Below are 21,554 nucleotides of genomic sequence, written 5' to 3' on the forward strand. Positions count from 1 at the left end.
TGAAGCATTATGCGCCTTGTGATGCATGGTTCCATCCCATTGGAAGCCCGCTTCTCGCGGGTCGTCCAAACTTGTATGCTCACACAATCATTCTGAATCTGAGCATAGATGCATACAACTTTGGGCGTCAAGCCAGTTTTTCGGCGATTGTGTGATATTTTTGCTTGGAGTTCTCCGGTTTTGAGTCACACAAGCGCTATTGTCCGGCGGATTGTCTTATGCTAGAGCGCTTATATCAGCTCCAGCCGAATCCTGTCCGCATGCTCAGTGATCTCCGCCTTACCGAGGATGAAAGTCCGGTCTATCGCCGTCTCGCCGACGCGATCGCCGAGCGTATTGCCGCCGGCACGCTGGCGGTCGGCGACCGGCTGCCGCCGCAACGCGACATTGCGCGGGCGCTCGGCATCAACGTCACCACGGTGACGCGGGCGCTGGCGACGCTGCAGCAGCGCGGCCTGCTGGAGGCGCGGCCAGGGCGGGGCACGACGGTGGCGGCCAGGCAGGCCGGCGAGCGGCCCGGTTTCGTCTCGGCGCCGAGCGACGAGAGCGGCATCATCGACCTCTCGGTCAACCGGCCCGCCACCTCGGCCTATCTCGACGCGCTGGCGGCTCTTTTGCCGCGCCTGTCCAGGGATCCGCACTATGCCTCGCTGCAGGACTATCACCCGCCGGAAGGGCCGCTGTGGGCGCGCGCGGCGATCGCCGACTGGCTCAAAGCGGTTGCCGGCGACGGCGACCCCGGCCGCGTGGTGCTGGCGGCCGGCGCCCAGCACGGGCTTGATTGCCTGCTCGGCGCGGTGACGCGGCAGGGCGAGGTGGTGCTGGCCGACGAGGTGACCTATCAGGGCATCAACGCGCTCTGCCGGGTGCACGGGCTGGATCTCAGGGGCGTTGCCATGGATCGCGGCGGCATGCGGCCGGATGCTTTCGACGCCGCTTGCGCGCAGCTGCGCCCCCGCGCGGTGTTCCTGGTGCCGACGCTGCACAACCCGACGACGATTACGCTCAGCGAAGCGCGCCGCCACGAGCTTGCCGCCGTGGCGCGCCGCCACAATGTGCTGATCATAGAGGACGACGTCTACAGGCCCTTGGCGGATGAGGCCCTGCCTTCCTTCGCCAGCCTGGAGCCGGAGTTGACGGTGCATATCGGCGCGCTGTCGAAATGCCTGGCGCCCGGCTTGCGGCTCGGCTTCGTCATCGCGCCGCGCGCCATTGCCGGCCAGGTGGCGGCGGCGCTGCGCATCAATTGCTGGAGCATCAGCCCGCTGACGGCGCTGATCGGCGCGCGCATGATCGAGGACGGGGCAGCAGCGCGCGTCATCGAGGTGCAAAAACAGGAACTGCGCCAGCGCCAGGCGATCCTGAGCGAAATCCTCGGCCGCTATGATGTGCAGAGCCAGCCGAGCGCCACCCATGCCTGGCTGCGCCTGCCCGAACCCTGGCGCGGCGCCGGCTTTGCCCGCACCTGCCTGGAACGCGGCGTGGCGCTGCTGCCGGGCGATGCCTTCGCCGTCGGCCGCGAGCCGGTCCAGCACGGCGTGCGCATCAATGTCGGTGCGGCGCGTTCGCAGGACGATCTGCGCACCGCGCTGACCACCATGGCCGAACTGCTGTCGGCCGGGCATCTGCAATTGCCGGGTTTTGTCTGATGTCTGCCGCCCAAAAGGGCGGCGTGGTTTTGCGACAAGGACAGGCGTGGGGGAACAACAAGTGACAGCTTCGAAGAGTGTCGAGATCGCCGTCATCGGGGCCGGCGTGGTCGGGCTGGCGACGGCGCTGCGGCTGGCCGGCGACGGCCGCGAAGTCGTGCTCATCGATCCCAACGAGCCGGGCTCGGGCGCCTCGTTTGGCAATGCTGGGACGCTCGCCGAATATGCCTGCATGCCGGTCGGCAATCCCGCGGTGCTGCGCGCGCTGCCGAAACTGCTTCTTGACGCCGACAGTCCGTTCTCGCTGCGCTGGAGCGCGCTCATGCATCTGGCGCCGTGGCTGCTGCGGTTTGTCAGGCAGTCGCTGCCGGCCGCCACCCATGCCAATGCCGTGGCGATGGCCGGGCTGCTGGCCGATTCCCTGCCGGCCTGGGAGGAGATGGCTGTCGAGGCCGATGCCGCCGATCTGCTGCGCCGCAATGGCTGTCTCTATCTCTATCGTCGCCCGGGCGATCTTGCCGGCGGCGCGTCGAGCCGGGCGTTGCGCGCCGAATTCGGCGTCGACCAGGCGGTGCTCAGCCCGGAGGAAGTGGCCGCGCTGGAACCGAACCTGCCGGCGGTGCAGGGTGGCGGGCTGTTTTTTCCGCAGTCGATGAACCTCACCGATCCCCAGACCATGATGGCGCGGCTGCTGAAGGCGGCGACAGGCCGGGGCGTCGCCTTGCTGCGGGGCGAGGTGACAGAACTGCAGGCCGATGCCGGCGGTGTCGACCTCAGCGGTCCCGGCCTGCGGCTGCGCGCCCACAAGGTGGTGATCGCCGCCGGTGCCTTTTCGCGACCACTGGCGGCGCAGGCCGGCGACCGCATCCCGCTCGAAACCGAGCGCGGCTATCACCTCGAATTCGCGACGCCGGCGCCGCTGCTGACGCGGCCGGTGTGCCCGGTCGATCTCGGCTTCTACATGACGCCGATGGCGGGCCGGCTGCGCGTCGCCGGCACGGTCGAACTCGGCCGGCTGGCCTCGCCACCCAATCCGCGCCGGCTGGCGTTGCTCGATCGCGGCGTGCGGCAATTCTTCCCCGCGCTCGGCCAGCCGTCTTCAAAATGGCTGGGCTTTCGGCCGTCGCTGCCGGATTCCAGGCCCGTCATCGGCCCGTCGCCCGGCAATGCGAATGTGATCTACGCCTTCGGCCACGGCCATCTCGGGCTGACGCTCTCGGCCATCACCGCGCGGCTGGTTGGCGATCTCATCGCCGGCCGGCGGCCCAACAGCGAAAGACTTGCGCCTTTCGCCGCCGGCCGGTTCTGACCTTCCGTCGGCACTTAGAGCGTTTCACCCGTTTCATGGAAACGGCGAACCGCTCTAACTCTTTGTTTTTGATGCAATTCCGGACGGAAAACCGCTCACACTTTTCCTGGAATTGCTCTAGAGGGAATAGCTGATCGTCAATGGCTCTAGGATGCTTCATCCTTCTGCCTCGGCAGGGTCAGCGCGCGCGCCGCATCCGCTCCCGCAGCGAGGATGCGGTCCGACAATTCCGTTCCTTCCACCGCACGGGCCAATTGAAGGGCGCCGATGAGCGCAGCAAAGACACCCAAGGCCACGCCTTCGGGATCGCGGGTGTGCGGTGGCAGGTCCTTGGCCAACTGGTGGACCAGGGTCAGCAGCTTTTCGGTGTAGAGACCGCGCGTCTCGGGCGGTTGTCGCGCGATTTCCGGCAACAGGGCGGCGGAAGCACAGCCGGTCTGCGGATGATCCCGGTGCTCGGGCGACAGATACATCGCCATTGCCAGTTCCAGGCCGCCTGAGGCCAGTGCCTGTTGCAATTGCTGCGACTGGGTCTCCAGTGCCGATGCCACGCTCTCGCGAACGAGATCGGCCTTTGACTGGAAGTGCGGATAGAAGGCGCCATTCGTCATCCCGGCGTCGCTCATGATGCTGGCCAGTCCGGAGGCGGCTATGCCGTCACCGCGGAAGCGGTGCGAAGCGACCTCCATGATCCGGCTGCGTGACGCGTCCTTCCGGCCCTTGTCATAGCGCATGATGGTTCCTTCTCGTTTCTCTATTGCATTATGAGCATAATGTGATATTACGATCATAATTCAACCGCCGATCGCAGGCAAGACCTCTCACGTTTGGAGCCTTCACAATGAACCGGAATTCGGGAAAGACCGCTGTTGTGACCGGCGCCTCCTCGGGCATTGGCCGTGCCAGCGCCGAGATTTTGGCACGCGCCGGCTTCACTGTCTTCGGCACCAGCCGCAAGGCATCCAACCAGAGCTCGAACGGCATATCGATGCTGGTTTGCGACGTGACAGACGACGCGTCTGTCGCGTCCCTTGTCTCAACTGTCCTCGGCAAGACCGGCCGGATAGACCTCTTGGTCAACAATGCCGGTATCGGGCTGCTGGGAGGCGCGGAAGAGTCCTCGGTCTCGCAGTCGCAGGCCCTGTTCGACGTCAACCTGTTTGGCGTCATGCGGATGACCCACGCGGTGCTGCCGTCGATGCGGCGGCTAGGCGAGGGGCGCATCGTCAATATCGGCTCGATCCTGGGGTTGGTCCCGGCGCCGTACTCGGCCCATTATTCAGCCGTCAAGCACGCGCTTGAAGGCTATTCGGAATCGCTCGACCACGAGGTTCGCGCCTTCAACATACGTGTCTCGGTCATCGAACCGGCATTCGTGCGCACCGTGTTCGACCAGAACGGATTCGAGCCCGATTCCGTCATGAAGGAATATGATGAGGCGCGGGCCGGTTTGGAGGCATTGCTTCGCGACGTTATGCCCAAGGCCGATCTGCCGGAAGTGGTGGCCAAGGTGGTTCTGCGGGCTGCGAGCGACGGGCATCCGCTGCGGCGCTACACCGCCGGCAAGGCAGCGCGGCAGGTAAGCATGCTGCGCCGGTTCGCGCCGACAGCGATGTTCGACAAAATCTTGCGCAAGCAATTTCGCCTGCCTGTCTGAACGAAGCCGCGGATTTAACAGCAGCATCGCCGATCTTGTCCGGTGCTTCCGCGAGTGCGCCCGACGACGCCTTGCGGCTTGGCCGTTCGTGCCGGCCACCGAAAATCATTTTTAGAAAGCGACCATGATGAAGGCCTTTGTTGTCGACAAGTATCAAAAGAAGGGTGTCCTGCGGCTCGCCGAGATGCCGGAACCCGAGTTGCGGGACAATGATGTCCTGGTCGAAATACACGCCGCCGGGGTGAACCTTCTCGATTCCAAGCTTCGGGATGGGGAGTTCAAGCCGATATTGCCCTATCGCCCGCCGTTCATCCTGGGCCATGACGTGGCGGGGATCGTTGTGCGGGCCGGATCGAAAGTCCGCAAATTCAAGCTCGGTGACGAAGTCTATGCGCGGTCGCGCGACGGGCGGATCGGCACGTTCGCCCAATCCATCGCCATGGATGAAGCCGATGTGGCGCTGAAGCCAAAAAACCTCAGCATGGAAGAAGCCGCCTCGATCCCGCTGGTGGGCCTGACCGCCTGGCAGGTGCTGGTCGAGACAGCCGGGCTGAAGAAAGGCCAGAAGGTGTTTATCCAGGCCGGCTCGGGCGGAGTGGGGACCTTCGCCATCCAACTGGCGAAGCATCTCGGCGCGACCGTCGCGACGACGGCGAGCGCGGCGAATGCCGATCTGGTGAAAGGCCTCGGAGCCGATATCGTCATCGACTACAAGAAAGACGATTTCGAGAAAATCCTGCAAGGCTACGACGTCGTCCTGAACAGCCAGGACGCCAAAACGCTCGAAAAGTCCCTGCATGTGCTGAAGCCGGGCGGGAAACTCATCTCCATTTCGGGCCCGCCGGATCCCGAATTTGCCGGAAAGCAGAAGCTGAACATGGTCCTGAAGCTGGTGCTGCGCCTGCTGAGCCGCGGCATACGCAGCAAGGCAAGACGCGCCGGTGTCGGATATTCTTTCCTGTTCATGTGGGCGCAGGGCGATCAGCTGGGCAAGATCACTTCGCTCATCGAATCCGGCATCATACGACCCGTCATGGATCGGACTTTTCCGTTCGAGAAGACCAACGAGGCATTGGCCTACGTCGAAACGGGGCGTGCCAAGGGCAAGATCGTCGTCAAGGTCAAGTAGATGAGCGAACCACTCTATCTCCTTGTTCCCTTTGCGCCATTGCGGACGGATGGTCGTTTCGTCAGCTAGCCGCTGGTTGCCGACGCCGTCTCGATCTCCTGGAGATAAAACACCTTGCTTGGCTGTAGGTGATCGACGCAGAGCTGCGCCAGCACCCAATTGTCCCGGCGCTTCAGCGCCTCGATCATCATCGCGTGGTGCTGGCGCGAGACGTCGCGCTTTTCCCTGTCGGCCAGCGAATTGGCCCGCACCGGCAGGCTGAGCCGCATATAATGTTCGATCGAGGAGACGAGATAGGCGTTACCGCAGGCCGAGAACATGGTGAGGTGGAAGCGGTCATTGGCCTCGTGGATGCCCCTGAGATAGCCTGCATCGACATGGCCGCTGTAGATGCGGTGGATCTCCTCCAGTTGCGCGATCAGCGCCTCGCTGACCGGCAGGGGGATCATCAGCGCCGCCTGGCGCTGCAGCATTTCTCGCACTTCGTAGATCTGCCGCACTTCCTCCGGCGAGAGCTGGCGCACCATGGCGCCCTTGTTGCGCTCGCGCGTGACGATGCCGAGTTTTTCCAGCTGATACAGCGCCTGGCGGATGATGTGGCGCGAGACCGGGAAGCGGGCCAAAAGCGCATCCTCGACCAGGCGCGTGCCGGGCGCCAGCCGGCCGAAGATGATGTCTTCCTCCAGCGCATGCACGGTGTCGGCTTCCTTGCCGCCATAGTCGAAGCTGTTGAGCATCGCGTATCCCTGCTGCTCCCGGCTTCCTGTCCACCGGGAATGCCAGTCTAAAGCGGTTCATCGTTTCACGGAAATGCCTAACCACTGCATTTCCCTGCTGGGCGCAATTCCCCGGGGAAAGTGCCGCGCGCATTTCCCCGGGAAAACCGTTTCACACTTTTGCTGGAATTGCCTGGCCTTCGCGCACAAGGCTGACGACGATCTGGTCGAGGAGCGGGTCGTCGAGGCTGACGGGCCGGCACATCCCCAGCACCTGCCTGAGGCTGATCCTGCCGACTTCCTGGCGCATGATGACCGACACGCAGGCCGGTCCGGAACCGGTCAGGACGAATGCCTTGCCGACCAGAACCGGGTCCGAGAAGGGTGCCCATTGTACGGTTATGACAGACGGCTCCCTGGTCTGGCGGCGGTTGATGCCGGCGAAATAGATCCAGTTCAGGCGGGAGATCGCCACGCCATAATGCCAGCCGGGCACGCGCGCTCCACCCTGTCGATGGCCCTCGGCCCAGCGGGTGACGCGCCGGAAGGTCACCAGTTCGGGCTCGCGCCGCACAAAGGTGACCGACCGCACCAGCAGGTCGGGACGGTCGGGAATCGTGAAGTAGGTGAAGTAGGTGCCGCCGGCGATGGCGGGAGCCGGGCCGCGCATCATGTTCTCGTAAAGCGTCTGGTGGATCGGCAGCAAGGTCGGGTGTGCGGTCGCGGCGGCTTCCGGCGCGCGGTACAGTTCATCCTCGTCGATATGGAAATAGTCGCAGATGATCCTGGCTGTCGCCCGATTGGGCACGCTCTTGCCTTGCAGATAGCGCTCGAACTGGGTGCGGTTCATGTTCAGCCCGCGGCACACGGCGGCCACCGACGCATGGCTGCTGACCAGCCGTCGCAGATTCGCGGCAAGATTCTTGCGAATTGGCACGAAACCGCCCCTCGACAGTCGTCCGAACCATTATTCAAGTAATCGCTTATATTGCGCCAATCTCGCACAACATCGCGGCGCTGCGAATGGGACCTTCGACCAATATGGCGCGGCGCGGGATTATCCTTGTTCAAGCCAGGAACCAATGCGTGCGGCCAGCCGTTGGGTCGCACGGAAGGGACATCCGAAAAATGACTGACGAGCAAGAGAAGCCACCGGCCGCGACGGACGACGTTGTTCGCCGTTTGGTCAACAAAACCGGGATCACCGAAGCGCAGGCCCGCGAGCTTGTCGCCTTTCTTGGGCGGAACAATTGGACATCGCTGTTGCGCGAAGCGCGGATATTGAACCCGAAGCCCTAGAGCCGTTTGAAAGCGGCAAGCCCGAGGTGCCCACCCTGGCCTTCGGCGAAGGCCAGGGTGCTTGGCGGAATCGACCAGGATATTCTGGACTGGATTGTGCGCAAGTAGACTTTGCCGCCCTTGAGAGTGCCCGCGCCGCGTCAGTCGACGTCGATGATTTTTCGTGGGGCTTTGCGGGCCCACGCATCAGACTCCTGATTTCTTCTTCTGTCGGCAACATAGCCGCAGGGGAGGGCATCGGTATGATGGTTCCTTGCGGTTACGCACTTTCGGGGCGCACGGTCTCCACCTGAAGCGCTCCAGCCGGAAGTGGACGCAACAGTTCGGCTTCCGGTTTTGTCAGGTTGATCCAGGCCGCCCAATCAGCGGGCTGAAGAACGACAACCTGGCGATTGTGGTAGGGCGCGATATCCGGCCCGGGGTCCGTCGTCAGCATGGTGAAAGTGGGGGGCTTGTTGCCGACGGCTTCACGCCAAAGCCCCGCAATGGCCAGGAACGGGGAGCCGTTGAGCGTAAAGCGATGTTTCGCCTTCGGATATTTCGCGCCGGTGAATTCGAAGAAGCCGGACGCCGGGACGAGACAACGTTTGCTGTTTGCGAATTGCCGGCCTTCGGAGCGGAAGTTGAACACTGGCCCGCCTTTGGGACCGGCCGGCGGAAATCCGAATGTCATCGACGCCAATTCGATAGCGTCGCTGCCGGCGGTGGCGCGCATTATGGGCGCCGGGTCGTTGATGCGAATGTCATCGGCTTGAGGCAGGTCAAGTTCGCTCTGGTGGCTGGGTATTCGAAGCGCCAGGGACTCCATCATCCGGCAATACTCGGCCCATGCCACATGCTGTTCGTAGTCATTGCACATATCCGGCACTCGCTCTCAATGCGCTGGATTCTCGTATAGCGGATTCCTCCGCCGCCGATGAAGTGCTTAGCCGGCCTCGGTTTCAGCGCGGCGAACCAGTGTCCGTGCCGCCTCTTCCTCGAGCTTGCCAAGCTTTGCCTTGATCTCCTTCGGGTCGGCATGTTCGAGACCGACCACGTCGTTCCTGGCGTCGTTGAGCGCGACGATGATCTCGTCGAGCTTGGCGTGGATGGCGGCGGTGTCGCGGTAGCCCTGGATCAGGACGACGCCGGTGATGATGATAGCCGCCACGGACAAGGCATAGGTGACGGCGTTTGTCAGGCCGAAGGGCACCAGGGCAGTGCACACCACCATGGCGACGATGATGACGTAGAAACCCGGCGGGCGAGACAGGAAGTCAGCGCTGGCGAAGAGGAATTTGTTCATGCTGCCCACCGACCCTCCAGATGTTCACCAGGGCCAGAGCAGTTCCAGGAAAATTGTGAACGGCTCGCAGTACGGAATTGCATCACACAGGCACGGGCATGCGTTTCAGGAGAACGACCGCATCCAGGCCACACCGCAATCCTCACTCCCTCGAGGGCTTCGTCTTGCGGGCGTCCTGTTCGCCATTCAGAAGACCAAAATCCGCTGAACGCGTGCCGCTGTTGGCATGCAGGAAGCCATCGGCGGCGAGGCCACGGCGCAGCAACTCACGCACGGCGGCCGCTCGGCTTGGCATGCGCTTGTCGAAACGCCATGTGTCGAGGGCCGCGAATTCTTCCTCGTTCAGCATGACCTGCAGGCGTTCAGGACGCTCGAGATTATCAGCCATCGTGGAGATCCTTCTTCCGGCGATGCAGGCGGTGAGCCGAATGAGTAAGTGACTTATGTGCCTCACAATCTGCCAATGGCCTGTTTGGTTCCGAGGTAGCCAAATACATTTGTTGCATCAGTCCCTCAAAGTGCTCCGGTTACATCACTGGCTCAACATACTAACTAATTGATTTTATTAATACTTTTTTCACAATTGGCTTGCTTTAACGAATCGTGGGGCGCATGGTGAAAGTGAGGGAAAACCCAGTCCGCTGGACAGGAGTTTGCCATGCACAACTACCCGATCGAACTGCGCGACGACCTGAATCGCACGCTGATCAAGACCATCTACGATTTTGGAATCGTCAACGTTCCAGTCCTTGCCGCTCGACTGGCCGGCCGCCATTGCGACCTGTCGCTTGCCGACGCCGAACGGCTGGTGCTGGGCTTCGCCCAGCTCTATTCGGCGCCGATCGAGTTCGACCGCTCAGCCCGCGATTGGCGGTCGAGGGAGCCTGTCGGCGCGGACAATAATGGCCTGCTGCTCGATATCGTCGAAAACGGATTCGGCCGCGCCGCCTGACGCTTGGCCGGCGGGTTTCGGCTGGTTTGGTTGTGCGGGCTGATGCAGGATCCCCGCAACGGTCGGCCAGATTCCATCCGTATCCGTCAGCCCTAATATCCGGTGATGCCCCCACTGCCGACGCGGGCGGCAATCTCGCCGCCGACTTCACAATCGCTGGACCTGGCTGCGGCGTGTGCGCAGCCAGGTCCAGTTCCGAGTTCAACCCAGCTTCACCTTCGGCTCACGCGCCCAGAAGCGCAGGTCGCCGAGACTGGCAATGAAGCCCGCGACATCCTTGGCGGAAGCCAGCGCAATGACCGCCTCGTCCTCGACAATGCCGGCCTTGTCCAGCAGCGGGGTCGCCGCCTCGACGAAGCCGATGAACTTACAGTGCGCAAAGGCGTCGGCGACGAAATCGCGGGCGGTCGATTCCTTCAGCAGTTCGGCCATTGCAGGCTTTGCCGGCAGCAGCGCAATGGCGTCGTAGAGGACAGACGGCGCGCCGGCGATCATCTGTTGCGCGTCGATCCAACTCCCGTCGCTGGCCTTGGCGCCGCCGACCTTCGGCGCGATGATCTCGAACTTGGCGCCGGCCTTGGTCATCCCCTGCTTCAGCGCATTGAGCAGAGCTGCGTCGGTGCCGTCGGTCACCAGCATGCCGAGCTTGCGGCCCTCGAAGCGGCCGGGGCCGTTCTTGAGGATGCTGAGCTTGTCCGACGCGGCAAGGTCGGTGCGCGTCGGCACCGCCGCATCGGCGGGCTTCGGCATCGCCTTCAGGCCGAGCGCATCCGCCACCTTGCGAGCCAACGCATCATCGATATTGAGAAGGTGGGACACGATGCGCTCGCGGATGACCGGGGTCTGCACCTTGCTCAGTTCGAAGGTCAGCGCCGAGGCGATGTGGCCTTGTTCAACGGGGTGCTGGCTGATGTAGAATTGGCGTGCCTGGCTGTAGTGATCGGCAAAGCTTTCGGAGCGCAAACGGGCCTTCGGTCCGGCTTCGGCTTCGGCAAAGGAACGGAAGCCCTTTTGCGGGGATTCGCGCGGGCCTTCATTCCATGAATTGGGCTGGTAGTTGGCCCGGCCGACCGGGTTGCGCATCGCCATATGTCCGTCCTGCTGGAAAGTGTGGAAGGGGCATTTCGGCGCGTTGATCGGGATGTGGGTGAAGTTGGTGCTACCCAGCCGTTTGATCTGCGTATCGAGATAGGAAAAATTGCGGCCCTGCAGCAGCGGGTCGTTGGAGAAGTCGACGCCGGGCGGCACGTTTTGCGTCATGAACGCCACCTGCTCGGTCTCGGCGAAGAAATTGTCGGGCATGCGATCGAGCACCAGGCGGCCGACCGCGATCGGCGGCAGCACCTCCTCGGGAATGATTTTGGTCGGATCGAGGATGTCGAAGTCGAAACTGTCGGCGAAGGCCTGGTCGAAAAGCTGCAACTGCAGTTCCCATTCCGGGAAATTCCCGGCGTGGATCGCGTCCCAGAGGTCGCGGCGATGGAAGTCGGGGTCCGCGCCGTTGATCTTGACCGCCTCGTTCCAGGCGACCGACTGGAGGCCGAGCTTCGGCTTCCAGAGGAATTTGACGAAGGTCGATTCATCCTTGGCGTTGAGCAGCCGGAACGTGTGGACGCCGAACCCTTCCATGAAGCGCAACGAGCGCGGGATGGCCCGGTCCGACATTGCCCACATGATCATGTGCATGCTTTCCGGCGTGAGCGAGATGAAATCCCAGAAATTGTCGTGCGCGGTCTGTGCCTGTGGGAAATCGCTGTTGGGCTCGGCCTTCGCGGCATGGATCAGGTCGGGAAACTTGATCGCATCCTGAATGAAGAATACCGGCATGTTGTTGCCGACAATGTCCCAGTTGCCTTCCTGCGTGTAGAGTTTTACGGCGAAGCCGCGCACGTCGCGGGCAAGATCGGCGGAGCCCTTGTTGCCGGCAACGGTGGAGAAGCGCACGAAGGCCGGTGTCTTTTCGCCGGCGCGCTGGAAGATGTCGGCGCGGGTGTATTTAGCCAGCGATTCGTACGTCTCGAAATAGCCGTGGGCGCCATAGCCGCGCGCATGGACGACGCGTTCGGGAATGCGCTCGTGATCGAAATGGAAGATCTTTTCGCGGAAGTGGAAATCCTCAAGCACGGTTGGCCCACGGGCACCGATCCTCAGCGAGTTCTGGTCGTCGGAGACAGGGCCGCCCTGTGCGGTCGTCAGCACCTCTGCCGAACCGGAAGCGGTCTGGTGCAGTTCGCCGCCTTCGCCGCGCTGCAGTTTCTGATCGTGGATGGTCGCGGCCGTCCCGGCCGCTTTGGATGCTTGCTTCGCCATGACTGAAAATCCCTGGGGTCAACGCGCGGGCTGCGCTGGTTCCTCAATCTCTGGAATGGCAATGCGTTCCCGGCCGATTTCAAATCCGCAAAAAAGAAAGCCGCCGGTTCGAACGGCGGCCTCCAATTGTCTCTAGAAAGCGAAGAACCCTCAGAGGTTCTTGTTGATTGCGGCCGCGGTCTTGTTGGTCGCGTCCTTGACGGCCGACTTGGCGTCGCCGACGGCTTTCTGGACCTTGCCCTTGGCCTCCTGTGCGGCGCCTTCGGCGCGCAGGCGGTCATTGCCGACGGCCTTGCCGACGCCTTCCTTGGCCTTGCCTACGGCCTGATTGGCGAGACCAGAGGCCTTGTCACTTGTGCTTCCCATGGAATGTTCCTTTTTGCGAATTGTCTGCCTGACCGGCGGGGACCAACGTCGCTTTGTCAGGAAGGTTCCTCATGCCATGAAGAGCGCGGCAAAACGAAAAGGCCCGCCACCGACGCGAATCGTGACGGGCCTTCTGGAGTAGGTCGGGCGTCCCACCGCCCGGCCTTTTACAAAACCTGTCAGCGGGGTGATCGTTCCATCACGACGTGAAGCCCGCCCGCTTCCGGGCTTTCGCAAGATCTCGCAGGACGATGGAAATGCGGTACCTCGCCCGTCAGTTCCGGTCCACCGGCTTCGATCGCATGCGCGAGACCGTCTCGCGCTCGGCACGCTTGGAGCGCAGCGGCGGCAGGCCGCGGTCGATCAGGTCCATGTCCTCCAGCACCATGTCGCCCATGCGCTTGAAAGCGATGTCGAGCGCGCCGGCGCGGTGGGCCGAGCGCAGGAAGCCGGGCAGGGTGCGAACCGGATGATCCAGTGCCGGCGGCTCTTCCGGGAAGACATCACTGGCGGCGACGATGTGGCCGCTCTTCACCGCCGCCATCAGCGCGGGGAAATCGACGACGCCGGCGCGGCTGAGCAGGATGAAGGCGGCGCCCCTGCGCATGCTGGCGAAGGCCTCCGCACCGAGAAAACCCTGGTTCTCGGAGGTCACCGAGGCGACGACGAAGACGAAGTCGCTCGAGGTCAGCACCTCGTCCAGCGAGGCGGGCTCGACGCCATTGTCGATCAGGATCGATGGCGGCAGCCAGGGATCGAAGACTTTGGTGTTGACGCGGAAACCCGTCAGCAGCCGGTTCAGCGCGCGGCCGAGATCGCCGAAGCCGATGATGCCGACATCGGCGCCCGACAGCAGCCGCGCCGTCTGGTTGCCGTCGCCGCCCCACAGCTCTTCGCCCTTGCGGAAGGCGAGGTCGGCATCGACGATGTCGCGGGCAAGGTTCAGCGCCATGGCAAGGCCAAGCTCGGCCACCGGCTCGGCGAACACCAGACCGGTGGTGACGACATGGATGCCGCGCGCGAACAGCGTCTCGTAAGGCATGTTGTTGAGGAGGTTGGACTCGACATTGAAGACGCAGCGCAGCGCCGTCATCCGACCCAGCGTCTCCGACGAGATCGGCGGCTGGCCGACAATATAGCGGGCCTGCGCCAGCACATTGGCCGGCAGTTCGGCGACACCGTCGGCCGTGGTCTCGACGATGCGGTATTTCGCCCGGAAGCGCGCCAGCTGCGGCGGCGTGAAGATCAGTTCCAGCGAGCGCGGTTCCGGCGCGCTGATCACCAGCGGCAAATCGTTGTTTGGCACGATGATTCCTCCCGACGCGGTCGACGCCGCGCATTTTTGCTTTGCCCATGTCGTTGCCCCAAAACCGTTTACATCTTTGGGCGACATGTGGCTCCGCAGCTAAAATACCGCCGATGAAACGATTTACAACTGCGAAAAATCGATTTACTCGTTTCTCATGCGGACAGAAATGCCTCTGTCCGCGCCTCGGAAGGAGGAGCAATGGCGCACAGGCAGGACCAGCAGCGGCGTGCGTCGATCCACGACGTGGCCAGCCGTGCCGGCGTGTCGGCGGCCACCGTCTCAAAGGTCATGGCCGGCGTCGCCACGGTGAAGCCCGAGAATGCGCAGCGCGTCTTTGACGCCATCGAACAGCTCGGTTACCGCGTCGATCCGCTGGCTTCCGACATGCGCCGGGCCAAGCGCCGCATCATCGGCGCCATCATGCCGGAATTCGAAAGCGAGTTCTTCGGCCAGATGGTCACCCAGCTCGAAAGCCTGGCCGAGCAGCGCGGCTATACGCTGGTGGCGGCGTCGAGCCGCGAATCCGAAGCCCGCGAAACGGAAATCCTCGCCCGTATGCATGACTGGCGGGTCGCCGGCGTGGTGCTGGCGCCGGTGCGCAACGAGCATGGCCCGGCGGCCGCCTTCATGAAGGCCAACGGCATGACCGGCGTGCTGATCGACCGCGTGCTGTCCGACGACGCCTTCGACACGGTGTCGGCCGACAGTGCGGCGGCCAGCGCCGAAGTGGCGCGTGAACTGATCGGCAAGGGTCATCGTCACATCCTTGCCGTCGGCCTTGGCGAGCAGGCGGCGACGGTGCGCACCCGTCTCGACGGGTTTCGCACCACCGCGTTGAACCTGGCGCCGGATGTGCGCATCGATGTCGTGCTTGCCGAAAGCCATGTCGAGCCGCTCAGGGCACAGCTGCGTGATTACTTTGCAGAAGGCGAGCGCCCGACGGCGGTCTATTCGCTGTTCCTTAAGGGCACGCTGGTGGCGCTGTCGGAGTTCCGGCGGCGCGGCTGGCACTGCCCCAACGACATTTCGCTGGTTGGCTTCGACGACGCCGAATGGATGCAGGTGACATGGCCGGCCATCGCCGCCGTGGTGCAGCCGGTGCGCCAGATCGCCGGCCACGCCATGGAGGCGCTGTTTGCCAGGATTGAAGGCGAGGAGGGGCCGCCAACGGCCCGTCTCGAACCTTGCCGGGTTTTTATGCGGGAATCCGTTGGCTCGCCAGGCAACGGCCCGCATTCCGCAAAACCGCAATAGAAGCTTCGGCGACAACAGCATCGCGACCGCGCGATCACAGAGGCTGAGATGAACACTTTTGGACTGCACACTTTCGCCATCGCCCCGGTCTGGAACCTCGACCTGATCGAGCCGCAGATGGAGCGGCTGAAGGGGTTGGGCATCGGCCTGCTCGAAATCCCGCTGCTGCGACCGGAAGAGATCGACACCAGGCGCACGCGCGCGTTTGCCGAACGCTGGAATGTCGAGCTTATTCCGTCGCTTGGCCTGCCGGCTTCACTTGACGTATCGGCACGGCCGGACGAGGCGCTGGCCTTTCTCGAGCCGGCCTTCGGCGTCTGCGAGGCTGTCGGCAGCAACGCGCTGGGCGGCGTCACCTATGGCACCATCGGCAAGACGTCGGGACGCGCGCCAACCGAAGACGAGATCGACGGCATGTGCCGCTTCCTGGTGCGCGCGGCCAAGGCCGCCAAGGCGCATGGGCTGAAGCTCGGCATCGAGCCCTGCAACCGCTACGAGACGCATCTGATCAACCGCGGCATCGATGCGACGCGGATCATCGAACGCGTCGGCGCCGACAACATCTTCATCCATCTCGACACCTATCACATGCATATCGAGGAGGAGAGTTTCGAGGCCGGCTTCAGGGCGGCGGCGCCCTATCTCGGCTATGTCCACGTCTCGGAAGCCAATCGCGGCGTGCCGGGACGCGGCATGCTCGACTGGGCGGCCTGCATGAAGGCCATCGCTGACATCGGCTACACCGGCGCCATCACGCTCGAAAGCATGAACCATGTCGACGCCGACATCGCCGGCGGGCTCGCCGTCTGGCGCCCAGTGGCGGAGAACCCGGACGACGTCATCGGTGTCGGCCTGCCGTTCCTGCGCGAGGCGGCGAGGAAGGCGGGGCTGCAATTGGCGTGAGGGTTTCCTCGGATTATGTGGCTCGCCGCGCTGGGCGGCGGATGTAAGCAATAACATCAAAGCGTTAGCGCGTTGCTCTCAGCCCACAATCCTGGGCCTGGCGCGCTTCCCGTCTCCGCGGGAAGGGAGAAGGGAACACGCCTCGGCCTTGGATGGCGGGAGAAAGTGGGAGGACCCTCACGCCATTCCGGGCTCCCGGCGCGGTCCCAAATGGCGCATCTTGCGGCCGATGATCATCAGCTGACGCGCCGTGTTGTTGCGCAGGCGCCGCACGCGCCATTCCAGTCCGGTTTCGGTGGTGATCTGCTTGGCGTAGAAGCTCACTCGCATGCCTGCCTTATCGGAGGCCACCTTGACCGGGTCGTCATAGAAAGCGCCGATCTTGTCAGCCGCCATGCCTGGTGTTTCCAGCCAGCGCGGAATGTGAACGGAATGGAGCTGATCGACATCGACCATGACCCGCCCGATGCCGACGCCCGGCGTCGGGCATGTCGTGTTGAATGCGTCGCCGATGAAGACGACGCCGTCGCGGCGATGGCCTTGTGTCGTGGTCAGATTGACCTGCCTGACCTCGACCGGGCTCGCCACCTCGAAGTTGCCGCACTGCGCCGCGATCTCGGGCATCAGTTCGCGAAGCATTTTCTGCGGATCGGCGCGGAAGTCCCGCGTCCATTGTTCGGCGACGGTGCGATAGACGAACATGTTCGCGCGCATCTTGTCGCCGATGGGAAAGACGGTGAGATAGGCGACTCGGTCAGAGGCTCGCTTGCCGTAGCAGGTGACGGCCCCAAAGGCGCAGTCACGCCGCGCAACAGCGAGGTCGAACCCCATCGACAGCGAATGCGCCTTCGACAATTCGACGCGCTCGACGCCGATGGCGCGCCGCACCAATTCGCTGTAGCCGGTGGCCACCACCAGCAGGCGGGCATCGATGACGGCGCCGTCGGCCAGCACAAGCCGCTGCCGGTCAGGTCCGGTCGAGACTTCGGCCACCTTGCCGATCGTGATCGGCACTTGCGGCGGCAAGGCATCGCGCAGGCCGTTGATCAGCGCACCATAGGAAAATGCGTACTCCCACTTCTTTTCACGGGCGAAGAATTGACCGAGGCGGAAGACATCAATGTCGGTAAACGGGGTGACGAGCGGCATGACCATCTTGTCGAGGCCGAGCTTCTGGAACAGCTGCATTTGATCCGCACCGATCTTCTCGGCCCGGAATTCGTCGTGATGAACGCGGTGCGGATCGATCAGCGCCACCTTGCGGCCGGCGTTTCCCAACAGCGTTGCCAGGGTGGTGCCGGCCATTCCGGCGCCGACGATCGCTACGTCGACTTCGGTCGGGCCAGCCGCGGCGGTGGTCATGTCTTTGCCTTTCTGCTGGTCATCTTGCGCCTGCCACAATCTGCAGTGGAAATATCTTCCGGCCCCATATCAACCTCAAGCAACCAGCGCGGGTGGCTGGTAGTAACGATTGTTTACGTTAACGACGAACGCTTCTGTTTCCAGCGCGGCGCGATCGCCGAGCCATCGATGAATTCCAGGCCGCCCGCCTCGTTGAGCGTGTGCAGCTTGCGCCCATTCCATAGCGCCCCAGGAGTTAAGATGGTCTCGACGACTTGCTCCATGCCGTTCAAATCAAGGTGAGCGACGCGTGCGATGCCAAGGGCGGCGCCATAACTCCTGCGGCAATCCTGCACCGGGCGCAGCAATTGGCCGTTGCGCTCAACCATTCGGCCGGCCGGTCGCGCCGAGGCGATGTCGACCAGCACGGGGTTCTTGGGATGCGGTGTCCAGGGGCCGCGGAAGTCGGGCGCCGACCAAAGATGCAGCGCATCGGAGAAGGCGCCGCCGCCGTCCCTGACAGTGGCGAACAGCCACCAGCGCCCGCCATGCTCGACCAGAGTGGCGTCGCTGGCGACGATGTCGGACAAGAGCGTGGCTTCCTTGACCCATCCGCCGGGGAAGGCGGTGGCGCGATAGAGATCGACTGTGCGGTTGGCGCAGCTTTCCGGCACCATCCAGACCTCGCCGTCGCGCTCGAAGACGAAGGGGTAGGAGAGGTGGTAGGGCAGGTCGAGCACAGGCTCGGGGCGGCCGATCGGCCCCGCCGGGCCGAACGGCACGGCGGAGATGATGGCCCGGCCCAGCCGGTGGATATAATCCTCGACGAACAGGGTCACTTGTCCCCGGTACAGGATCGGGAACGGATCGGCGTAGAAGCGGCTGCCGTCGTCGGGCAGCACCTGCCAGCCGGCTGCCGGATGGACGCGCAGGTCGAACAGATCCTGCCCCTTGGTCTCGCGCCAGCCGACCTTCCAGTGCGGGGCATTGTAGCAGAGATGGTAGATCTTCTGGACGATGCGCCGCGCCAGCGCCTTGCCTGCCCTGATGCCGAGTTTGGTGGGCGAGGGTATCTGCGGCGGGGCACCGGCTTGCGCCGGTTCGGGCAGCACCGGCAGGGCGGCCCGCGCCGCGCCATTCACTGCCGAGGGGGGCATTGCCGCGAGGATGAGGCTTGCGGTGCGCGCGAGCATGTCCTGGAAGGAGGCCAGCGCGATGCCGCCATATTCGGTGCCCAGGCGCCCTTCGGCAACGGTGGCGCCGCTCTCCTCGACGCGGGCAATCGGGGTGCGGCCGTCCAGGATCAGCGCCAGCAAGGCTGCTTCGCCGGCGGCGCCGTCATAGGTGACGCGCCAGACCCGCGTTCCTTCCAGCCTCACATCGCCGCAGAGGTCGATCACCAGATCGGGAGAGGCGGGCGGCTGCGTCCGATAAGGCGCCAGCGCCGACAGCGGCAGGCGCTTGGCCAGTCCGTCCGCCGGCAAGCCATGGATGGCTGTCTCAAGCTGGAAAAGCGCGGCAGCGCTGCCCGGAATGCCGCCCCCGGCCGGCCTGGCATCGACCGACATCTCGACCTGCGCCAGTGCCGCCAGGCGCTGCAGCAGCAGCAGGTGAAAAGCACGGACGCATTCGCTGTCCAGGCGCAGGCTCACTTGCATGTAGCACCCCTAGCATCTTGATCGGTGTCGGGCCGGTGTTCGAAAATGGGGCAGGAGAGATGGCCGCACGGATGGTCTGGACTGATCTGCTGCCCCATTTCCATCCGTCTCCTGTTCACCAGCGCCGTGTCGACATGCACGTGCCTTTATCAGGCAAACTCCGTGCCAAAAATCAGAAGAGCTCTCAACATAATTAACAGTGTTTTAACAGTTGGAGGAATAGCTAGGTCGAAGCTGCAATTTACACTTGCAGGCACACGGAGTGTTGTCGGAGCGACCTTTGCAATCATCCCTGCTCTCGTTGCCGCAACAACCCGCTTCGGAGGCGATGCAATATGCCGCCCCGGAGCCAGTGCCGACGGCGTCCTATGCATCCTCGACCGTCGAGCTGGGTGACCTGAAGCGCATATTGGTGCGCCGCCGTTTCCTGATCTTGTTGACCGCCGCGCTGCTGACCCTCGGGGCGCTGGCCTATGGCTTGCTGACGCCGGCGCTCTACAGCTCGGTGGCGGAAATCCTCATCGATCCGCAAGACCTGCAGGTGGTCACCAACGACGTCAATCCGAGCCGCGTTCCGCCCGATGGCGGCATCACCATGGTGGAAAGCCAGGTCAGCGTCGTCCAGTCGACAGGTGTCCTGCTCAAGGCCATCGAGGCGACCAAGCTGACCGAGGATCCGGAATTCAACGGGCAGGGCGGGTTGGTGAGCCGTCTGCTCGGCGGCTTGCTCGGCTCGGGGTCGGCCGAAACCGACAGGACGGGCAAGACGCTCGATGCGCTGCGCCGCCGGCTGGCGGTTAAGCGGGCAGACAAGGTGCTGGTGCTCGACGTGATCGTCACCGCCAAGAGCGCCGACAAAGCGGCGAAGCTCGCCAACGCCATCGCCCAGGCCTATCTGGCCGATCAGGCGAGCGCGCGCGCCAAGATGGCCACGGACGCTTCCGATTCCATCACCGCGCGGCTGGAGGAGCAGCGCAAGCGCGTGCAGCAGGCCGAGAACGCCGTCGAGGCCTACAAATCCGCCCACAACATGGTGATGGCGGCGGGCAATCTGGTCAGCGACCAGGAACTGACCGAGATCAACACGCAGCTTTCGGCGGCGCAGAGCCGCACCGCGGCGCTGAAGGCGCAGGTCGACCAGCTGCGCCGCTCCGGCGGCGCGCCGGACGCCACCTCGGAAGCGATGCGCTCGTCGGTCATCTCCAGCCTGCGGGCGCAGGAGGCGACGCTTGTCGACCAGGTCTCGCAGCTTGGCACGGAACTTGGGCCGCGCCACCCCTCGATGATCGCCGCACAGCAGCAGCTGCGCGACACGCGCGCCCTCATCGCGCGCGAACTCGGACGCATCGGCGCCGCCGCCGAAACCGACTACGAGCGGGCGCTGGCAAACCAGCAGGCGCTGGAGGCCAAGGTCGCCGGCATGAAGAGCAAGTCGCTCGACACCGACCAGGCCTCGGTCAAGCTGCGCGAATTGCAGCGCGACCTCGAGGCGGTGCGTTCGGTCTACGCCACCTATCTGCAGCGGGCGCAGGAAACGCGCGAGCAAATCAATGTCGACAGCACCAATGCGCGCATCATCTCCAATGCGATGCCCGCCCTGAACAAGAGCTGGCCGCCTTTGCCGCTGCTGGTTTTCGGCGCCCTCTTCGGCGGGCTGGGACTGGGCACCGCGCTGGCGCTGATCGCGGAATATTCCTCGCCGACCGTGCTTTCCAGCGCGCAGATGCAATCGGCCATCGACGCGCCGGTGTTTGGCGTGCTGCCGGCAAAGGCAGGCAGTGGCCGCCGCTGGTGGCCTTTCAGCGGCGCCGCCGCCGCGGCCGGGCAGAAGACGGATGCGGTCGCGGGCCTGGCGCTGAGACGGCTGTTCGCCTCCAGCCGGCGTCCGCCGAACTGGCCGCTGGTGCCGTCCATCCTGCTGACGTCGCCGCCGGAAGACGCCGCGCATCGGGGCCGAGTGGCGCGCCTGCTCGCCAATGCCGCGGCCGCCAGGGGCAGCCGCGTCCTGTTCATCGACACCAATGCCGTCAGCGGCAAGAAGGAGCCGCAGCCCGGCCTGCTCGACGTGCTGCGCGGCGAATATGCCTTCGAGGCGGTGAGCCAGCACACCGCCGGCAGCAATGTCGCGGTGCTGGGTAGGGGCCGGCAAAAGGCCGTCTTCTCCGAGGCGCAGGGCGTCTACTTCACGCAGCACATGCTGGCCCAGGCCGGCCGCAACTTCGACCTCGTCGTCGTCGACGGCGGCGCGCTGGCAGACAATCTCAATGCCTCGCCGCTGGTCGCCATGGTCGACGAGATCGTGATGGTCGCGACGCTGAACTCGACGCCGATGCGCGACGTCACGGCGGCCTCGCAGGCCATTTCCGTCATGGGGCGGCTGCCGACCGGCGCCTTGCTGGTCGACGAGGCGGCCTGAC

Annotated in this window: 19 protein-coding genes; 8 read left to right on the forward strand and 11 right to left on the reverse strand. The window is 64.0% G+C overall.

The genetic code is table 11. From position 1 onward, the window contains the following. The first annotated feature begins 260 nt into the window (after nt 1-260). Both D3242_RS32440 and D3242_RS32445 read left to right on the forward strand, forming a co-directional pair. Nucleotides 261-1,649: an aminotransferase-like domain-containing protein gene (locus D3242_RS32440; protein ID WP_064985815.1), complete on the forward strand. Its 1,389-nt coding sequence runs from the start codon at nt 261-263 to the stop codon at nt 1,647-1,649. A 61-nt stretch (nt 1,650-1,710) separates the two neighbouring features. Continuing rightward, the gene (locus D3242_RS32445) at nt 1,711-2,958 is read left to right on the forward strand and encodes an NAD(P)/FAD-dependent oxidoreductase (protein WP_064985812.1); all 1,248 of its coding nucleotides are present in this window, start codon (nt 1,711-1,713) and stop codon (nt 2,956-2,958) included. A gap of 146 nt (nt 2,959-3,104) precedes the next feature. Here D3242_RS32445 and D3242_RS32450 read toward each other — a convergent pair whose 3' ends face one another. Further along, a complete protein-coding gene (locus D3242_RS32450) occupies nt 3,105-3,692 on the reverse strand; it encodes a TetR/AcrR family transcriptional regulator (protein ID WP_064985810.1) in 588 nt (195 codons plus the stop codon). 107 nt (nt 3,693-3,799) lie between these two features. On the opposite strand from D3242_RS32450, the gene D3242_RS32455 reads away from it, so the two are divergent. Next, complete coding sequence (locus D3242_RS32455; protein WP_064985807.1) at nt 3,800-4,615, forward strand: oxidoreductase; 816 nt, start codon at nt 3,800-3,802, stop codon at nt 4,613-4,615. Nucleotides 4,616-4,742: 127 nt separating this feature from the next. After that, a complete protein-coding gene (locus D3242_RS32460) occupies nt 4,743-5,744 on the forward strand; it encodes an NADP-dependent oxidoreductase (protein WP_064986096.1) in 1,002 nt (333 codons plus the stop codon). A 65-nt stretch (nt 5,745-5,809) separates the two neighbouring features. On the opposite strand, the gene D3242_RS32465 is transcribed toward D3242_RS32460, so the two are convergent. The 5 genes from D3242_RS32465 to D3242_RS32490 form a co-directional block, all read right to left on the reverse strand. After that, complete coding sequence (locus D3242_RS32465) at nt 5,810-6,481, reverse strand: GntR family transcriptional regulator (protein WP_064985804.1); 672 nt, start codon at nt 6,479-6,481, stop codon at nt 5,810-5,812. 151 nt (nt 6,482-6,632) lie between these two features. After that, on the reverse strand, nt 6,633-7,397 hold the full coding sequence (locus D3242_RS32470; protein WP_064985802.1) for a helix-turn-helix domain-containing protein: 765 nt from the start codon (nt 7,395-7,397) through the stop codon (nt 6,633-6,635). A 621-nt stretch (nt 7,398-8,018) separates the two neighbouring features. Further along, a complete protein-coding gene (locus tag D3242_RS32480) occupies nt 8,019-8,618 on the reverse strand; it encodes an SOS response-associated peptidase (RefSeq protein ID WP_064985800.1) in 600 nt (199 codons plus the stop codon). 66 nt (nt 8,619-8,684) lie between these two features. Continuing rightward, on the reverse strand, nt 8,685-9,044 hold the full coding sequence (locus D3242_RS32485; RefSeq protein ID WP_019859542.1) for a low affinity iron permease family protein: 360 nt from the start codon (nt 9,042-9,044) through the stop codon (nt 8,685-8,687). Between the two features lie 142 nt (nt 9,045-9,186). Continuing rightward, nucleotides 9,187-9,432, reverse strand: coding sequence for a hypothetical protein (locus D3242_RS32490; protein WP_038648254.1), 246 nt, complete (start codon nt 9,430-9,432; stop codon nt 9,187-9,189). Between the two features lie 270 nt (nt 9,433-9,702). On the opposite strand from D3242_RS32490, the gene D3242_RS32495 reads away from it, so the two are divergent. After that, a complete protein-coding gene (locus D3242_RS32495) occupies nt 9,703-9,996 on the forward strand; it encodes a hypothetical protein (RefSeq protein WP_019859540.1) in 294 nt (97 codons plus the stop codon). A 201-nt stretch (nt 9,997-10,197) separates the two neighbouring features. On the opposite strand, the gene katE is transcribed toward D3242_RS32495, so the two are convergent. From katE to D3242_RS32510, 3 genes are all read right to left on the reverse strand, one after another. Beyond that, complete coding sequence (katE, locus tag D3242_RS32500) at nt 10,198-12,306, reverse strand: catalase (RefSeq protein WP_064985798.1); 2,109 nt, start codon at nt 12,304-12,306, stop codon at nt 10,198-10,200. Nucleotides 12,307-12,456: 150 nt separating this feature from the next. Continuing rightward, nucleotides 12,457-12,672 carry a CsbD family protein gene (locus D3242_RS32505; protein WP_019859538.1) on the reverse strand — a complete coding sequence of 72 codons (216 nt, stop codon included), beginning with the start codon at nt 12,670-12,672 and terminating at the stop codon, nt 12,457-12,459. Nucleotides 12,673-12,946: 274 nt separating this feature from the next. Then, nucleotides 12,947-13,978 carry a hydroxyacid dehydrogenase gene (locus D3242_RS32510; RefSeq protein ID WP_064985796.1) on the reverse strand — a complete coding sequence of 344 codons (1,032 nt, stop codon included), beginning with the start codon at nt 13,976-13,978 and terminating at the stop codon, nt 12,947-12,949. A gap of 201 nt (nt 13,979-14,179) precedes the next feature. On the opposite strand from D3242_RS32510, the gene D3242_RS32515 reads away from it, so the two are divergent. Then, on the forward strand, nt 14,180-15,235 hold the full coding sequence (locus D3242_RS32515) for a LacI family DNA-binding transcriptional regulator (protein ID WP_064985794.1): 1,056 nt from the start codon (nt 14,180-14,182) through the stop codon (nt 15,233-15,235). 48 nt (nt 15,236-15,283) lie between these two features. Then, a complete protein-coding gene (locus D3242_RS32520) occupies nt 15,284-16,138 on the forward strand; it encodes a sugar phosphate isomerase/epimerase family protein (protein WP_019859534.1) in 855 nt (284 codons plus the stop codon). Nucleotides 16,139-16,315: 177 nt separating this feature from the next. Here D3242_RS32520 and D3242_RS32525 read toward each other — a convergent pair whose 3' ends face one another. Then, complete coding sequence (locus D3242_RS32525) at nt 16,316-17,500, reverse strand: FAD-dependent oxidoreductase (RefSeq protein WP_064986094.1); 1,185 nt, start codon at nt 17,498-17,500, stop codon at nt 16,316-16,318. Between the two features lie 113 nt (nt 17,501-17,613). Continuing rightward, on the reverse strand, nt 17,614-19,137 hold the full coding sequence (locus tag D3242_RS32530; RefSeq protein WP_064985791.1) for a glucosamine inositolphosphorylceramide transferase family protein: 1,524 nt from the start codon (nt 19,135-19,137) through the stop codon (nt 17,614-17,616). 328 nt (nt 19,138-19,465) lie between these two features. On the opposite strand from D3242_RS32530, the gene D3242_RS32535 reads away from it, so the two are divergent. Then, on the forward strand, nt 19,466-21,553 hold the full coding sequence (locus tag D3242_RS32535) for a GumC family protein (RefSeq protein WP_019859532.1): 2,088 nt from the start codon (nt 19,466-19,468) through the stop codon (nt 21,551-21,553). The last annotated feature ends 1 nt before the right edge of the window (nt 21,554 follow it).

The sequence above is a fragment of the Mesorhizobium jarvisii genome, from assembly GCF_003601985.1.
Lineage (GTDB): Bacteria > Pseudomonadota > Alphaproteobacteria > Rhizobiales > Rhizobiaceae > Mesorhizobium > Mesorhizobium jarvisii.

Bases quoted from the DNA above. Each gene is read 5' to 3' on its own strand.
- D3242_RS32515 (WP_064985794.1), top strand. From the start codon at position 14,180: ATGGCGCACAGGCAGGACCAGCAGCGGCGTGCGTCGATCCACGACGTG.
- D3242_RS32440 (WP_064985815.1), top strand. From the start codon at position 261: ATGCTCAGTGATCTCCGCCTTACCGAGGATGAAAGTCCGGTCTATCGC.
- D3242_RS32455 (WP_064985807.1), top strand. From the start codon at position 3,800: ATGAACCGGAATTCGGGAAAGACCGCTGTTGTGACCGGCGCCTCCTCG.
- D3242_RS32490 (WP_038648254.1), bottom strand. From the start codon at position 9,432: ATGGCTGATAATCTCGAGCGTCCTGAACGCCTGCAGGTCATGCTGAAC.
- D3242_RS32505 (WP_019859538.1), bottom strand. From the start codon at position 12,672: ATGGGAAGCACAAGTGACAAGGCCTCTGGTCTCGCCAATCAGGCCGTA.
- D3242_RS32450 (WP_064985810.1), bottom strand. From the start codon at position 3,692: ATGCGCTATGACAAGGGCCGGAAGGACGCGTCACGCAGCCGGATCATG.
- D3242_RS32460 (WP_064986096.1), top strand. From the start codon at position 4,743: ATGAAGGCCTTTGTTGTCGACAAGTATCAAAAGAAGGGTGTCCTGCGG.
- D3242_RS32480 (WP_064985800.1), bottom strand. From the start codon at position 8,618: ATGTGCAATGACTACGAACAGCATGTGGCATGGGCCGAGTATTGCCGG.
- D3242_RS32465 (WP_064985804.1), bottom strand. From the start codon at position 6,481: ATGCTCAACAGCTTCGACTATGGCGGCAAGGAAGCCGACACCGTGCAT.
- D3242_RS32495 (WP_019859540.1), top strand. From the start codon at position 9,703: ATGCACAACTACCCGATCGAACTGCGCGACGACCTGAATCGCACGCTG.
- D3242_RS32485 (WP_019859542.1), bottom strand. From the start codon at position 9,044: ATGAACAAATTCCTCTTCGCCAGCGCTGACTTCCTGTCTCGCCCGCCG.
- katE (WP_064985798.1), bottom strand. From the start codon at position 12,306: ATGGCGAAGCAAGCATCCAAAGCGGCCGGGACGGCCGCGACCATCCAC.
- D3242_RS32520 (WP_019859534.1), top strand. From the start codon at position 15,284: ATGAACACTTTTGGACTGCACACTTTCGCCATCGCCCCGGTCTGGAAC.
- D3242_RS32530 (WP_064985791.1), bottom strand. From the start codon at position 19,137: ATGCAAGTGAGCCTGCGCCTGGACAGCGAATGCGTCCGTGCTTTTCAC.
- D3242_RS32535 (WP_019859532.1), top strand. From the start codon at position 19,466: ATGCAATATGCCGCCCCGGAGCCAGTGCCGACGGCGTCCTATGCATCC.
- D3242_RS32525 (WP_064986094.1), bottom strand. From the start codon at position 17,500: ATGACCACCGCCGCGGCTGGCCCGACCGAAGTCGACGTAGCGATCGTC.